The sequence below is a fragment of the Micromonospora sp. Utrum1 genome, from assembly GCF_057197805.1.
Window position 1 is genome coordinate 4,249,696 of sequence record NZ_CM170071.1, and the last position, 12,561, is coordinate 4,262,256.

General features: G+C 73.0%; 14 protein-coding genes and 1 pseudogene. 6 read left to right on the top strand and 9 right to left on the bottom strand.

From position 1 onward, the window contains the following. Window positions 1-111: 111 nt before the first annotated feature. Window positions 112-306 carry an RNA polymerase sigma factor gene (locus AC0OLQ_RS20080; protein WP_484527499.1) on the bottom strand — a complete coding sequence of 65 codons (195 nt, stop codon included), beginning with the start codon at window positions 304-306 and terminating at the stop codon, window positions 112-114. A 123-nt stretch (window positions 307-429) separates the two neighbouring features. Next, window positions 430-822: a hypothetical protein gene (locus AC0OLQ_RS20085; RefSeq protein WP_357345635.1), complete on the bottom strand. Its 393-nt coding sequence runs from the start codon at window positions 820-822 to the stop codon at window positions 430-432. Window positions 823-892: 70 nt separating this feature from the next. Between AC0OLQ_RS20085 and AC0OLQ_RS20090 the strand changes: the two genes are divergently transcribed. Further along, the gene (locus AC0OLQ_RS20090; protein ID WP_357345637.1) at window positions 893-1,321 is read left to right on the top strand and encodes an archease; all 429 of its coding nucleotides are present in this window, start codon (window positions 893-895) and stop codon (window positions 1,319-1,321) included. 6 nt (window positions 1,322-1,327) lie between these two features. Here AC0OLQ_RS20090 and AC0OLQ_RS20095 read toward each other — a convergent pair whose 3' ends face one another. Then, complete coding sequence (locus AC0OLQ_RS20095) at window positions 1,328-2,746, bottom strand: RtcB family protein (protein WP_484527500.1); 1,419 nt, start codon at window positions 2,744-2,746, stop codon at window positions 1,328-1,330. Window positions 2,747-2,822: 76 nt separating this feature from the next. Here AC0OLQ_RS20095 and AC0OLQ_RS20100 point away from each other — a divergent pair, with 76 nt between their 5' ends. Continuing rightward, the gene (locus tag AC0OLQ_RS20100) at window positions 2,823-3,629 is read left to right on the top strand and encodes an SDR family oxidoreductase (RefSeq protein WP_484527501.1); all 807 of its coding nucleotides are present in this window, start codon (window positions 2,823-2,825) and stop codon (window positions 3,627-3,629) included. A gap of 33 nt (window positions 3,630-3,662) precedes the next feature. On the opposite strand, the gene AC0OLQ_RS20105 is transcribed toward AC0OLQ_RS20100, so the two are convergent. The 5 genes and pseudogenes from AC0OLQ_RS20105 to AC0OLQ_RS20125 all read right to left on the bottom strand — a co-directional run bounded on the left by AC0OLQ_RS20105 (window position 3,663) and on the right by AC0OLQ_RS20125 (window position 9,689). Further along, window positions 3,663-4,727: an ABC transporter ATP-binding protein gene (locus tag AC0OLQ_RS20105; RefSeq protein WP_484527502.1), complete on the bottom strand. Its 1,065-nt coding sequence runs from the start codon at window positions 4,725-4,727 to the stop codon at window positions 3,663-3,665. Further along, window positions 4,724-5,784: pseudogene (locus tag AC0OLQ_RS20110) on the bottom strand (ABC transporter ATP-binding protein). Before AC0OLQ_RS20110 ends, AC0OLQ_RS20105 begins: the two are co-directional and overlap by 4 nt. Window positions 5,785-5,798: 14 nt before the next feature. Next, complete coding sequence (locus AC0OLQ_RS20115) at window positions 5,799-6,788, bottom strand: ABC transporter permease (RefSeq protein ID WP_484527503.1); 990 nt, start codon at window positions 6,786-6,788, stop codon at window positions 5,799-5,801. A gap of 62 nt (window positions 6,789-6,850) precedes the next feature. Beyond that, window positions 6,851-8,596, bottom strand: coding sequence for an ABC transporter substrate-binding protein (locus AC0OLQ_RS20120; RefSeq protein ID WP_484527504.1), 1,746 nt, complete (start codon window positions 8,594-8,596; stop codon window positions 6,851-6,853). 61 nt (window positions 8,597-8,657) lie between these two features. After that, window positions 8,658-9,689, bottom strand: a complete 1,032-nt coding sequence (locus tag AC0OLQ_RS20125; RefSeq protein WP_484527505.1) for an ABC transporter permease — start codon at window positions 9,687-9,689, stop codon at window positions 8,658-8,660. A gap of 410 nt (window positions 9,690-10,099) precedes the next feature. On the opposite strand from AC0OLQ_RS20125, the gene AC0OLQ_RS20130 reads away from it, so the two are divergent. Then, window positions 10,100-10,507, top strand: a complete 408-nt coding sequence (locus AC0OLQ_RS20130) for an SSI family serine proteinase inhibitor (protein ID WP_484527506.1) — start codon at window positions 10,100-10,102, stop codon at window positions 10,505-10,507. Between the two features lie 43 nt (window positions 10,508-10,550). Here the strand turns inward: AC0OLQ_RS20130 and AC0OLQ_RS20135 are convergent, their stop codons facing one another. Next, a complete protein-coding gene (locus AC0OLQ_RS20135; RefSeq protein ID WP_484527507.1) occupies window positions 10,551-10,673 on the bottom strand; it encodes a hypothetical protein in 123 nt (40 codons plus the stop codon). 162 nt (window positions 10,674-10,835) lie between these two features. On the opposite strand from AC0OLQ_RS20135, the gene AC0OLQ_RS20140 reads away from it, so the two are divergent. The 3 genes from AC0OLQ_RS20140 (at window position 10,836) to AC0OLQ_RS20150 (ending at window position 12,511) form a co-directional block, all read left to right on the top strand. Next, window positions 10,836-11,768 (top strand): pentapeptide repeat-containing protein, encoded by a 933-nt coding sequence (locus AC0OLQ_RS20140; protein WP_484527508.1) that lies wholly within the window; start codon window positions 10,836-10,838, stop codon window positions 11,766-11,768. A gap of 209 nt (window positions 11,769-11,977) precedes the next feature. Then, window positions 11,978-12,214, top strand: coding sequence for a preprotein translocase YidC (locus tag AC0OLQ_RS20145; protein ID WP_357345498.1), 237 nt, complete (start codon window positions 11,978-11,980; stop codon window positions 12,212-12,214). 36 nt (window positions 12,215-12,250) lie between these two features. Beyond that, on the top strand, window positions 12,251-12,511 hold the full coding sequence (locus AC0OLQ_RS20150; protein ID WP_357345496.1) for a hypothetical protein: 261 nt from the start codon (window positions 12,251-12,253) through the stop codon (window positions 12,509-12,511). The last annotated feature ends 50 nt before the right edge of the window (window positions 12,512-12,561 follow it).

Below are 12,561 nucleotides of genomic sequence, written 5' to 3' on the forward strand. Positions count from 1 at the left end.
TGGTCCGGGGACAGCGCCGGGGCGCTGGGCTGGGCTGGGCCGGGTCCAGCCGCCCGGAGCGGACCAGCCCGTGCAGCAGCACCCGGCGACGGTGCCGGGACCGGGCGACGTTCAGCGCGCCGTGCGCAGCCAGGCCTCGGGGTTGGTCACCTCACGGAACCGGGCCGGCCCGGCCAACGCCCGGACGAACGCCTCCTGCACGACGTCCTGCGCCTCCGCGTAGTCGCCGGTCACCGCGTACATCTGGGCCACCAGCCGGGCCGCCGAGGCGGCGTACACCTGTCTGACGTGTTGCTGTGGATCCACATCGTCCCCTCCCGGGTCGGTCGCTTCGTTTCCTACGACCGGCGGGCGGGCGGTGAGGTGACATCGCCGTCGGCGCGGCGACGGCCGCCGGGCCGAGGTGGGGCGGCCGACCTGCGGCCGCGGTCAGGCGTCGGGGCGGTCCCGATCGTCGGCCGCCATGATCTCGTCGAACTCGGCCGGGGTGATCTCGCCGGTGCGCAGCCGGCGGGCGTTCGCGGCGAACCGGGCGATCGCGGCGCCCCGCGGATCGGGCGGGGTCAGCAGGCCGGTGTCGACGGCGAGCGCGGTCGCCTCGTCGGCCACCTGGCGCGGGTCGTCGGTGTCGACCGGCTCGCCGTGCAGCTCACGCAGCGCGGCGGCGAGCCGGGCGTGGGCCGTGTCGCCGGCGCCCCACCAGCGCCGGGCCAGGTCGACGGTGCGGCCGAGGCTGTCCTCGCCGACCCGCTCGGCCCGCAGCGCGGCCCGCATCATGCTGAGGAAGGTGACGGTGACGGCGTCGGAGTCATCGGCGATCATGCGTTGCACCCTAGCGACCGGCTGCGACAAAACCGGTGGGGAACCCGACCGGCGGCGGCATGATCGGGGCATGGAGCGACGAGCGGCCCGGGGACACCGGAACATCCCGCACACCGCCGACGTCCGCATCGAGGCGTGGGCGCCCGACCGCGAGGGCTGCGTGGCCGAGGCGGTCACGGCGCTGGTGGACACCTTCGTGGACACCACCGGGGCCGTCGCCGACGGGGAGACCGGGTTCCGGGTGCCGGCTGGCAGCGACCCCGACCTGCTGGTCGGCGTCCTCGACGAGGTGATCTTCCGGCTGGAGACGGAGGGGGAACTGCCGCTGGCGACCGAGGTGCGGCCGGCCGACGACGGCGGCCTGGCGGTGCGCTGGCGGACCACCGGCACCGACGCGGTCGAGCTGGTCGGCGCGGTGCCCAAGGCGGTGTCCCTGCACGAGCTCTGCTTCGCCGCGGAGTCCGACGGCTGGCGTTGCGCGGTGACGCTCGACGTCTGAGCCGGCTCAGCCCTTGACCACGCCCAGCGGAACGAGCCGGGCCACCCGCCGGCACAGGCCCGCCCCCTCGGCCGCCGCCACCACGGCGGCGACGTCCTTGTACGCGGCCGGCATCTCCTCGGCGAGCCCGCGCCGGCTGGCGCCCCGCACCGCGATGTCCTGCGCCTCCAGCTCGCGGCGCGGGTCGTGGCCGCGTACCGCCTTGGTGGCCTGCTTGCGGCTCTGCACCCGGCCCGCGCCGTGGCAGGTGGAGGCCCAGGCCGGCGAGCCGGGCACCCCGGTGAGCACGTACGAGCCGGTGCCCATCGAGCCGGGGATGAGCACCGGCTGCCCGACCGGGCGCAAATCGTCGGGCAGGTCGGGGTGCCCCGGCGGGAGGGCCCGGGTGGCGCCCTTGCGGTGCACGCAGAGCGGGCGGACCGCACCGTCCACCTGATGCGTCTCGATCTTGGCGAGGTTGTGCGAGATGTCGTACACCAGCTCCAGGTCGCAGCCGGTGACCCGGGCGAAGACCTGCCGGGCGGCGTGGGCGAGCAGCTGCCGGTTGGCCCGGGCGTAGTTGGCCGCGGCGGCCATCGCCCCCAGATAGGCCCGGCCCTCGTGGGACGAGACCGGCGCGCAGGCGAGCTGCCGGTCGGGCACGTGGATGCCGTACCCGGGCATCACCTTCTCCATGCTCCGGACGTAGTCCGTGCAGATCTGGTGGCCCAGGCCGCGCGAGCCACAGTGGATCATGACGCAGACCTGGCCGGCGCGCAGCCCGAACGCGCCCGCCACGGCCTCGTCATAGACCTCCTCCACCGCCTGCACCTCGAGGAAGTGGTTGCCGGAGCCGAGGCTGCCGACCTGGCGGGCGCCGCGCTCCACCGCCCGCTCGCTCACCTGGGCCGGGTTCGCGTCGCCCACCGCGCCGTAGTCCTCGCAGCGGTCCAGGTCCCGCTGGACGCCGAAGCCGCGCTCGACGGCGTACCGGGAGCCGCCGCGGAGCACCGCGTCGAGTTCGGCCCGGTTGGTCAGGTGCCAGACGGCGCCCTTGCCCATGCCGCGCGGGGTGGACTCGCCCAGGCCGTCCATCACGGCGTCCAGCCGGGGCCGCAGCGCGGCCCGGTCCAGGTCGACGGTGAGCAGCCGGACCCCGCAGGAGATGTCGAAGCCGACCCCGCCGGGCGAGACCACGCCCCCGTCCGCCACGTCGGTGGCGGCGACCCCGCCGATCGGGAAGCCGTAGCCCCAGTGCACGTCCGGCATGGCGTAGGAGGCGCCGACGATGCCGGGCAGGGTGGCCACGTTCGCCACCTGCTCCAGCGACTTGTCCGCCCCGGCGTCCGGGAGGAGATCGCGGGACGCGAAGACCACCCCCGGCACCCGCATCGGGTCGTGCCGGTCGATCCGGAACCGGTACGGCGACTCCTCGACCAGGTCCATGTCCGCCCGGCTACCCCGCGCCGGAGCGGTTACACCCCGTCTGGTTCGGCTCGCCCGATCCGGGTAGTGCGGCAGCATGCCCCAGCGATACGAGGACTACGACAGGATCGCCGTCATCACCGGCGCGGACTCCGGTATCGGCAAGGCGTGCGCCGTGGCGCTCGCCGAGGCCGGTTTCGACATCGGCATCACCTGGTACGGCGACCCGGACGGCGCCGAGCGTACCGCCGCCGAGGTACGCGCCACCGGCCGCCGCTGCGAGGTGGCCGAGCTGGACCTGACCCGGCTGCCCGGGGCGGCCGCGGTCATCGACGAGCTGGCCGAGCGGCTCGGCGGGCTCGGCGTGCTGGTGAACAACGCCGGCACCGGGCTGGCCACACCCTTCGTCGAGGTGGGCTGGGAGCAGTGGCGGGAGGTGCTCGCCGTCGACCTGGACGGGCCGTTCCTCTGCTCCCAGCGGGCCGCCCGGCGGATGCGGGCGGCGGGCCGGGGCGGCCGGATCATCAGCATCACCAGCGTGCACGAGCACGCCCCGCGGGTCGGGTCGTCGGCGTACTGCGCGGCGAAGGGCGGGCTCGGGCTGCTCACCAAGGTGATGGCGCAGGAGTTGGCGGCCGACGGGATCACCGTCAACGCGGTCGCCCCCGGCGAGATCGCCACCCCGATGACCGGGCAGGAGGACGTGGACCCGTTCACCCAGGACCGGCCGGGCGTGCCGGTGGGGCGGCCCGGGGACGCCCGGGAGGTGGCGGCGGTCGTGGCGCTGCTCGCCACGCCGGCGGCGGCGTACGTGACGGGGGCGTCGTGGCCGGTGGACGGGGGGATGTTGATGATGGGTCCCCAGGCGTCGTCGTTGCCTGACGATTCGTGGCGGTCGGTGTGAGGGGTGGGGCCGACCGTGCCCGGCTCCGGGCGGTCAGGCTTGATCCCTCCGCCGGGCACGGTCGGCCCCACCCCGTCGTGGGTCAGGTCGCGCGTCGCTGCCGGCCTCGGCTGTCACCTCGAGACTTGATCCGGTTTCGGGGTAGTGGCAGGCGGTGGCCTGGTTGCCGCCGTCCCGGCTGACCAGCGCCGGTTCCTCCGTGGCGCACCGCTCCTGCGCCTTCCAGCAGCGGGTGCGGAAGCGGCACCCCGAGGGCGGGTTGAGCGGGGTCGGGACGTCGCCGGTGAGCCGGATCCGCCCGGCGGGGCCGAGGGCGGTGACGTCGGGGATGGCCGACAGCAGGGCCCGGGTGTACGGGTGCTGCGGTCGAAGGTAGATGTCGTCGCGGTCGCCGATCTCGACGATCTTGCCGAGGTACATGACGGCGACGCGGTGGCAGAAGTGCCGCACGACGGCGAGGTCGTGGGCGATGAAGACGAACGCCAGGTCGAGGTCGCGTTGCAGGTCGCGCAGCAGGTTGATGACCTGGGCCTGGATGGAGACGTCCAGGGCGGAGACGGGTTCGTCGGCGACGATGAGCTTCGGGCGCAGGGCCAGGGCGCAGGCGATGCCGATGCGTTGGCGTTGCCCGCCGGAGAACTCGTGCGGGTAGCGGTTGTAGTGCTCCGGGTTCAGGCCGACCAGTTCCAGGAGTTCCTGGACGCGTTTCTTGGTGCCGCCGGGCGGGTTGATCCGGTTGACCTGCAGGGGCATGGCCACGATCCGGCCGACGGTGTGCCGGGGGTTCAGCGAGGCGTAGGGGTCCTGGAAGATGATCTGCAGGTCCTGCCGCAGGGGCCGCAACTGCGCCCGCCGGGCATGGGTGATGTCCCGCCCGGCGAACTCGATGGACCCGGAGGTCGGTTCCAGCAGCCGCACCAGCATCCGCCCGGTGGTGGTCTTCCCACACCCGGACTCACCAACCAGACCCAGGGTCTCCCCCGGCCGCACGTCGAAGTCCAGGCCGTCGACCGCCCGCACCAGGCCGCCGGCGCGGAAGCCGCCGCGCACCGGGAAGTGCTTGGTCAGGGCACGGACCTTGAGCAGCGGTTCGGTCATCGGGCCACCCCCACCTGGGCGATCTCGTCACGATAGAGGCGCTGCCGGGCGGCCTCCGGCAGGTGGCAGGCCACCAGGTGCCCACGCTCGGTCGCCGGAAGCAGGTCCGGCACCTCGGTGCGGGAACGGTCGCCGTTGCGGCCGGCATAACGGCAGCGGGGGTGGAACGCGCACCCCGACGGCAGATTGATCAACGACGGCGGGTTGCCCTTGATCGGCACCAGATCCGCGTCGGCGTCACCGTGCAACGACGGCACACTCGACAACAACCCCCACGTGTACGGATGCTGCGGCCGCCGCAACACCTGCTCCACACTCCCGTGCTCGACCGCCCGACCCCCATACATCACCAGCACGTCATCAGCCACCTGGCTGACCACACCCAGGTCATGAGTGATCAGAATGATCGCCGACCGGAACTCCGCCTGAAGATCACTGAGCAGATCAAGGATCTGCGCCTGCACCGTCACATCCAACGCCGTCGTCGGCTCGTCGGCGATCAACAGATCCGGATCGTTCACCAGCTCGCGATCATCGCCCGCTGCCGCATACCACCGGAGAACTCGTGCGGATACTGATCGAACCGCTTCGCCGACTGCGGAATCCCCACCCGACCCAGCATGTCCACCGCCCGGGTGCGGGCCTCCCGCTTCCCCGCCCGCGGATGATGCACCCGGTAAGCCTCGGCGATCTGCTTCCCCACCGTGTAGTACGGGTGCAACGCCGACAACGGATCCTGGAAGATCATCGCCATGTCCCGGCCCCGCAGCCGCCGCACCTCCTCCTCCGCCATACCCACCAACTGACGGCCACCCACCGAAATCTCCCCCGAGATCGCGGCCCGCTTGCTGCTGTGCAAACCCAGGATCGCCAACGACGTGACGCTCTTGCCCGACCCCGACTCCCCCACGATCCCCAGAGTCCGACCCCGCTCCACGGCGAACGACACACCGTCAACGGCCTTCACCACACCGTCCTCGGTGTCGAACCGCACCCGCAGATCCCGGACCTGGAGATACGGGCCCTCGCCCGTACGCGGCACCGGAAGCTCCACCATGTCGATTTCTCCCCTCAGCTCAGCCGGACCCGCGGGTCGATGACCGCGTAGAGCACGTCGACCACGATGTTGGCGATCACGATGAACACGGCCGCCAGCAGCACGGTCGCCATCACCACCGGCAGGTTGAGGAACTGCACCGCCTCCACGGTGGCCTTGCCCAGCCCCTGGAGGCCGAAGATGGTCTCGGTGATGAAGGTGCCGCCGAGGCTGGTGCCGATGTCCAGGCCGGCGATGGTGACGATCGGGGTGACCGCGGCGCGCAACGCGTGCCGGGTGTGCACCTGCCGGGCGGAGAGCCCCTTCGCCCGCGCGGTCCGGACGAAGTCCTCCGACAGGGTCTCCAGCATCTGGGCCCGGGCCAGCCGGGCGTAGAGCGCCGAATTCAGGAAGCCGAGCGTCATCCAGGGCAGCAGCAGCCCCACCGCCCACCGGGCCGGGTTCTCGGTCAACGGGGTGTAGTTGGGGAACGGCAGCAGCCCGGTGGCGTACACCAGCAGGTAGAGCAGGATCAGGCCGAAGAAGTAGACCTGCATGGACGCGCCGGCCAGGGTGACCCCGATGGCGGCCCGGTCGAGGGCCGTGCCCCGGCGCAACGCCGACAGCATGCCCAGCGAGACGCCCAGGGTCAGCCACAGCACCGCGCCGCCGAGGACGATGCTGAACGTCACCGGGGCGCGCTGGACGATGATGCTGGTGACCGGCTGGTTGTTGCGGAACGAGTAGCCCAGGCAGGGCGCCGGGCAGTCCTGACGGAAGTCCCCCTCGCCGTACGTGCGGCCGACGAAGACGCCCTTGACGAATTCCGCGTACTGGCGCGGCAGCGGCTGGTCGATGCCGAGCCGCCGCTCGACCTGGGCGATGTCCGCGGCGGTGCAGTTCTTGCCGCACATCACCTTGGCCGGACTGCTCGGCACCGCGAAGAAGAGGCCGAAGGTGACGAGGCTGATCACGGCGAGGGTCACCGCGGCGACGAGCAGTCGCCGGACGACGAATCGGAGCACGGGAGCACCTCCCCCGGTGGACGGGTGGGGACGGTCCGGCGTGGACCGCCCCCACGGGACGGTCACTGCTTCACGTGGATGCCGTTGAGCGAGATGATGCCGAAGGCGTCGCTGAGGAACGCGTTGCCGACCTTCGAGCCGTGCAGCTCGTAGGTGGCGTCGTAGTAGCAGGGCACGACCGGCGCGTACTCCCGCATGATCTTCTCGTCCAGGGCCATCCAGGCGGCGTCCTGCTGGGCGGCCGGCAGGTTGCGCACCCGGTCGACCTCCGCGCTGACCGACGGCTCGTTGAGGTACGAGACGTTGTTGTTGCCCTCGTCGACGATCTCCCGGCCGTCGTAGACCGGCGGGATGACGGTGGAGCCGGTCGGCCAGTCCGAGCCCCAGCCGCTGAGGTAGAGGTCGTACGGGTTGTCCTTACGACCGATCTCGTCGTAGTAGCTGGTGCTGTCGATGGGCTTCATGACGATGTCGAAGCCCATGTCGGTGAGGTTCTTCCGGATCGCTTCGGCCTGCTGGGTGCGCAGCTCGGTGTTGGAGTGGGCGAGCACCAGCTTCGGCTTCTTCCCGGCCAGCAGCTCGGTGACCTTCGCCTTGTCCCCGTTGACCGGGGCGTTGAACACGTCGTACTTCTGCCAGCCGGCGGTGGTCGGCGACATGAGCGTGGTGGCCGGACTCCCGGCGGCCTGCCCGCCGATCGCCTTCAGCGCCGCGTCCTTGTCCACGGCGTAGTTGAGCGCGCGGCGGACGGTCAGGTCGGTGACGCGCTGGGTGTTGATGCTGAGCACCCAGGTGTACTGGGTCGGGCCCTTGACCACCCGTTCGGCCACGCCGGCGGCGGTGGTCCGGGGCAGCACGGCCGGCGGCACGTCGGTCCAGCTCAGCGCCGCCTGGTCGGCCGGGGCGTCGGCGACCAGCCGCTCGGCGATCTGCGCCTGCTCAAGGCCGAAGGTGACCCGGATGGCGTCCGGGTAGGCGTTGCGGATCGGGTCGGTCTTCGGGTCCCAGTTCGGGTTGCGCTCCAGCTCCAGCGCCACGTCCCGCTCGTACGACTTCACCTTGTACGGGCCGGAGGAGAAGGGCCGCAGGTCGTAGTTGGCCCGGGTGTCCTTGGCGGCGGGCACCGGGGCGGTGGTGGGCAGCGCGGCCGCGTACGGCAGGTCGCAGTGCGGCTGCGGGAAGGTGAACCGGATCGTCCGGTCGTCGGGCGTCTCGACGCCGTCCGGCGTCGCCTTGCCACCGTCGTACGGCCCCTTGTAGGTGGCGTTGTACGCGCCGTCCGGGTAGAGCCACTGCTGGATGTAGTGCGGCCCCTCGTTGAGGTTCGCGGCGAACGAGCGGGCCAGGCCGTAGGCGACGTCCTTGCTGGTCACCGGGAAGCCGTCCTCGTACTTCACCCCGTCGCGCAGGGTGAAATCCCAGACCTTGCAGTCGTTGTTGACGTCCTTGCCGGGGTTGGTGGCCAGGTCGCCGACGAGCAGCAGCTTGCCGGTGCCGTCCTCCTTGTAGCCGTTGAGCGCCCGGTAGAGCAGGCCGCCGGTGACCTGCTGCACGTTGACGTAGTTGCGGGCCGGGTCGAGGTGCTCGAAGTCGGAGTTCTGCATGACGGTGAGCGTGCCGCCGGCCTTGGCGCCGTCGACCGCCTTCGCCGGCCCCTGGTTGTCGGCCGCCTCGTAGGAGATCGAGCCGGTCTGGGTCTTCGCCTTCTCGTCGCCGCCGCCTCCGCCGTCGGTGGTGGCGCTGCAGCCGGCGGCGACGAGCGCCGCCGCGGAGAGGACACCGGTCAGTGTCCGGGTTCGTGCGCGCACGGGTGTGCTCCCTTCCCGCCCGCCGGCCCCCGCCGGCCGGGCGTGTCGATGGCCGTGGGGGTTACCGGGTGGACCGGGGATCCAGCGAGTCGCGCAGCGCGTCACCGAGGAGGTTGAACGCCAGGACCAGCAGGAAGATCGTCAACCCGGGGAACAGGGTGTACCAGGGATCGCTCGCGACGTAGCCGATGCTGTTGTAGATCATGCGGCCGAGGTCGGGCGTGGGTTCGGTGACGCCGATGTTGACGAAGGCCAGCGCCGCCTCGATGGCGATGAACTGCGGCACGTTGAGCGAGACGGTGACCAGGATCGGGGCCCAGATGTTCGGCAGCAGTTGCCGGAACAGCAGGTGCCCGGTCCCGGCGCCGGCGGCCCGGGCGGCCTCGACGAACTCCCGCTCGCGCAGCGAGATCACCTGGCCGCGGACCAGCCGCGCGGTGTAGGTCCAGCTGAACAGGCCGAAGGTGGCGATGATCAGGGCGACCCGGAAGGCCGGCGGCGGCGCCTCCCGTTCGGTGTAGAAGCGGTCCTGGAGGATCGGGATCACGGCGAGGGCGAAAATGAGGAACGGGAACGCCAGGGTGAGGTCGATCAACCAGTTGACCGCGCTGTCCAGCCAGCCCCGCGCCCAGCCGGCCAGCACGCCGACCGCGACCCCGATGAACGACGCCAGCAGGGCCGAGGCGAAGGCGATGAACAATGACGTGCGCAGGCCGTACACCAACTGGAGCAGGATGTCCCGGCCGCTGCCGGGTTCGAGCCCGAGCCAGTGGTCGGCGCTGATGCCGCCGGCGTAGCCGATCGGCATTCCGAAATCGTTGAGCCGGCCGACGAACTTGTCGGTCGGGTCGATTCCGCTGAGCCGGCCGAGCAGCGGCGCGCCGAGCGCGACGAGGGCGGCGACGGCCAGGATCAGGGCGCTGGCCCGCGCCGTCTGGTCCCGCTTGAGCCGCAGCCAGGCGAGCTGATTGGGCGACCGGCCGATGATTTCCCGGCGGCCGGCGGCGGGCGCTCCGGCGACACCGACGGCCGGGTCCGGAGCGGTCGGATCGCCGGGTGCGGTCAACGACGGTGGGTGGGACAGGTCGCTCATGAGGAGCCCTCCCGATGGCGAGGAAAACGTCCTGCCACCCGACGGTAAACCGCCGTCGAACAGCGCATTGAATCGTTCCGGTAACGGCCGGATCGGTTGCCAGGAACCGACAACGATCCGGTTTACGGAAAGCGTCGCCGCAATAACGGCGTACTTCGGTTGTCATCCGTTCGGCCATTCGCCCCACAGTTCCACATTGCGTTTCCGCGGGTGCCGGATCCGGTTGTCAGCCGTTTGGACATTCCCCGGAGCCGATGTCACGGCCCTCGCTCAGGGGCGCCGGTCGACGTAACACTTCGTGGCGTTTCGCGTTCACACCGTCCACCTAGGGTTCTCGTCGGCCCCGGTCACACGACGCCCCCGGGCCACCATCCCGGCCCCGACCCCGGGGCCCGACGGAAGGACGACCCATGCCCTTCGCCCGAACCACCGCCACCCTGGCCCTGGCCGCCGCGCTCGGCGGCCTCGCCCCGACGGCCACCCCGACGGCGGCCGCCGCGGCGCCCCGCCCCGGCCCCGAGACCCCCTCGGCGCTGCTGCTCACCGTCGACGCCGGCGGCGACGTGCGCGCCACCGTGCTGATCTGCGGCCCCGCCGGCGGGCTGCACCCCGACCCGGCGACCGCCTGCCGGCTCGTCGCCCGCGTCGACGGCCACCTCGACGCGCTCGACGTGCGGCCCGGCCCCTGCACCCGCGAGTACGCCCCGGTCACCGCCCGCGCCGTGGGCTTCTGGCAGGACCGGCCGGTCACGTACACCCGGACCTTCGACAACCGGTGCAACCTGCGGCGCGGCACGGACGCGCTGTTCGACTTCTGACCCGAACCGGCCGGCGCCCGCCGCGTGCGGGCGCCGCGCCGGCTCAGCGGTCCATCGAGATCGAGGCCCGGCCGATGGATGCGAGCTGCGCCGCGAAGGCCACCAGCGCGGCCGGCACCCCCACCAGCACCGTCGGGCCGGTCGACAGGCCGGCCAGCCCGGCCAACAGGGCGGCGCCGAGGCCGAGTAGCGACGCGTTGACCGCGCCGACCAGCGCGGCGGCGATCAGCAGCGGGTGCCCCCGGCGGCCGGTCCGGGCCGGCGGGGCGGAGAATGGCGGCGGGCGCGAGGGTCGCGGCCGACGGTGACGGGCGGGAGGCCGGGCGAGGTGTCCGAGGCGGTGGACCAGCAGGCGGCGGGCGCTGCCCGGGAGCTGCGGGCCGACTGCACGCGCTGCTTCGGGATCTGCTGCGTCGCGCCCGCGTTCGCCGCCTCCGCCGACTTCGCGGTCGACAAGCCCGCCGGGCAGCCCTGCCCGAACCTGCGCGCCGACTCCCGCTGCGGCATCCACCGGGACCTGCGGCAGCGCGGCTTCCCCGGCTGCACCGTCTTCGACTGCTTCGGCGCCGGCCAGCACGTCGCCCAGGGCACCTTCGGCGGGCGGGACTGGCGGGCCGATCCGGCGACCGCGCGGCGGATGTTCGACACCTTCGCGGTGATGCGGCCGCTGCACGAGCTGCTCTGGTATCTGACCGAGGCCCTGGCGCTGACCCCGGCCGGCCCGCTGCGAGAGGAACTGGCCGCCGCCCTCGCCGAGACGGGACGGCTCACCGACGGCACCCCGGAGGAGTTGCTCGCCGTCGACGTCGACGCGCACCGGGACCGGGTCAACCGGCTGCTCTCCCGGGCCGGCGAGCGGGCCCGGGCCGGCCGGGCCGGGGTGGACCGGCGCGGCGCGGTGCTGATCGGCGTGGACCTGCGCCGGGCCGGCCTGGCCGGCGCCAACCTGCGCGGGGCCTGCCTGATCGGCGCGGACCTGCGCGGGGTGGACCTCGGCGCAGCCGACCTGACCGGGGCGGATCTGCGCGGCGCGGACCTGCGCGGGGCCGACCTCGGCGACTGCCTGTTCGTGCACCAGTCCCAGCTCGACGCGGCCCGCGGTGACCACCGCACGGTCCTGCCGACCGGCCTGCGCCGCCCGGCGCACTGGTCGTTGACTGTCACCCCGGTCCCGTCGCCCGGCGGCCCGCGGTCCTCCGGTGGACGGCCCGCGGGTGGGCGTCCGACCGGCGGGCGGTCCGCGGGCCGACGCCGCCGCTGACGGCGCCACCCGCGGCGACCGGCGAGCCCGCGCTGACGGCGCCGCCGCCGAAGGGCGGAGCCGGCGGCCAACCACGCCGACAACCTGCCACGCGGTCGGCCCGGCGACGGCAGCGCGGGCTCGCCGCGCTCCGGTGCGGGCCGGCCGGGTTTCGCCGCGACGGGGGCGGGTAGGCGGCGTCACCGTGGCGACGGACGGGAGGCCGACCGGTGAAATACGAGACACGGCAGGGCAAGCAGCCGGTCGACCCGGCGCACGCCGAGGACGAGGCCGGCCAGGCCCGGCTGGTCCAGGTGGAGGCGGACACCGACGTGCCGGCGCCGGAGCCGGGTGCGCCGAAACCGGACGAGGTGACCGAGGACGACGGTTCCGGCGTGGCCGGCGGGGCGTCGGGCAGCAGCTCCGGCGGCTCCTCGATGCCGACCCACCCGGACGCGGCCCGCTGAGCGTTTGCCCCCGGCCGGGGCGGGCAGGAGTGCCACATGACGAGTGAAGAGTCCTTCGGCCGCGCCGCCACCGACGAGCCCGACGGCGCGACCGCGTACGAGGCGTCGCTGCGCCCGCCGGGCGAGTCCCTGCACAGCACCGACGACACCGGCGACGACTTCGCCGACCTACCGGCCGAGGAGCACCGCTCCGCCCGGGAGGTCAGCCGGGCCGGCTACGACGTGGCCGACGTCTCGGGCACCACCGACCCGGCGAACGAGCCGGAGGAGATCGAGGAGGGCCGCCCGGAGCGGTGAGCGAACCCCGCAGTGCGGCGTCAGCCTCGGCGTGACGCTACGGCTCGCCA

Bases quoted from the DNA above. Each gene is read 5' to 3' on its own strand.
- AC0OLQ_RS20150 (WP_357345496.1), top strand. From the start codon at position 12,251: ATGACGAGTGAAGAGTCCTTCGGCCGCGCCGCCACCGACGAGCCCGAC.
- AC0OLQ_RS20100 (WP_484527501.1), top strand. From the start codon at position 2,823: ATGCCCCAGCGATACGAGGACTACGACAGGATCGCCGTCATCACCGGC.
- AC0OLQ_RS20095 (WP_484527500.1), bottom strand. From the start codon at position 2,746: ATGGACCTGGTCGAGGAGTCGCCGTACCGGTTCCGGATCGACCGGCAC.
- AC0OLQ_RS20090 (WP_357345637.1), top strand. From the start codon at position 893: ATGGAGCGACGAGCGGCCCGGGGACACCGGAACATCCCGCACACCGCC.
- AC0OLQ_RS20085 (WP_357345635.1), bottom strand. From the start codon at position 822: ATGATCGCCGATGACTCCGACGCCGTCACCGTCACCTTCCTCAGCATG.
- AC0OLQ_RS20105 (WP_484527502.1), bottom strand. From the start codon at position 4,727: ATGACCGAACCGCTGCTCAAGGTCCGTGCCCTGACCAAGCACTTCCCG.
- AC0OLQ_RS20125 (WP_484527505.1), bottom strand. From the start codon at position 9,689: ATGAGCGACCTGTCCCACCCACCGTCGTTGACCGCACCCGGCGATCCG.
- AC0OLQ_RS20130 (WP_484527506.1), top strand. From the start codon at position 10,100: ATGCCCTTCGCCCGAACCACCGCCACCCTGGCCCTGGCCGCCGCGCTC.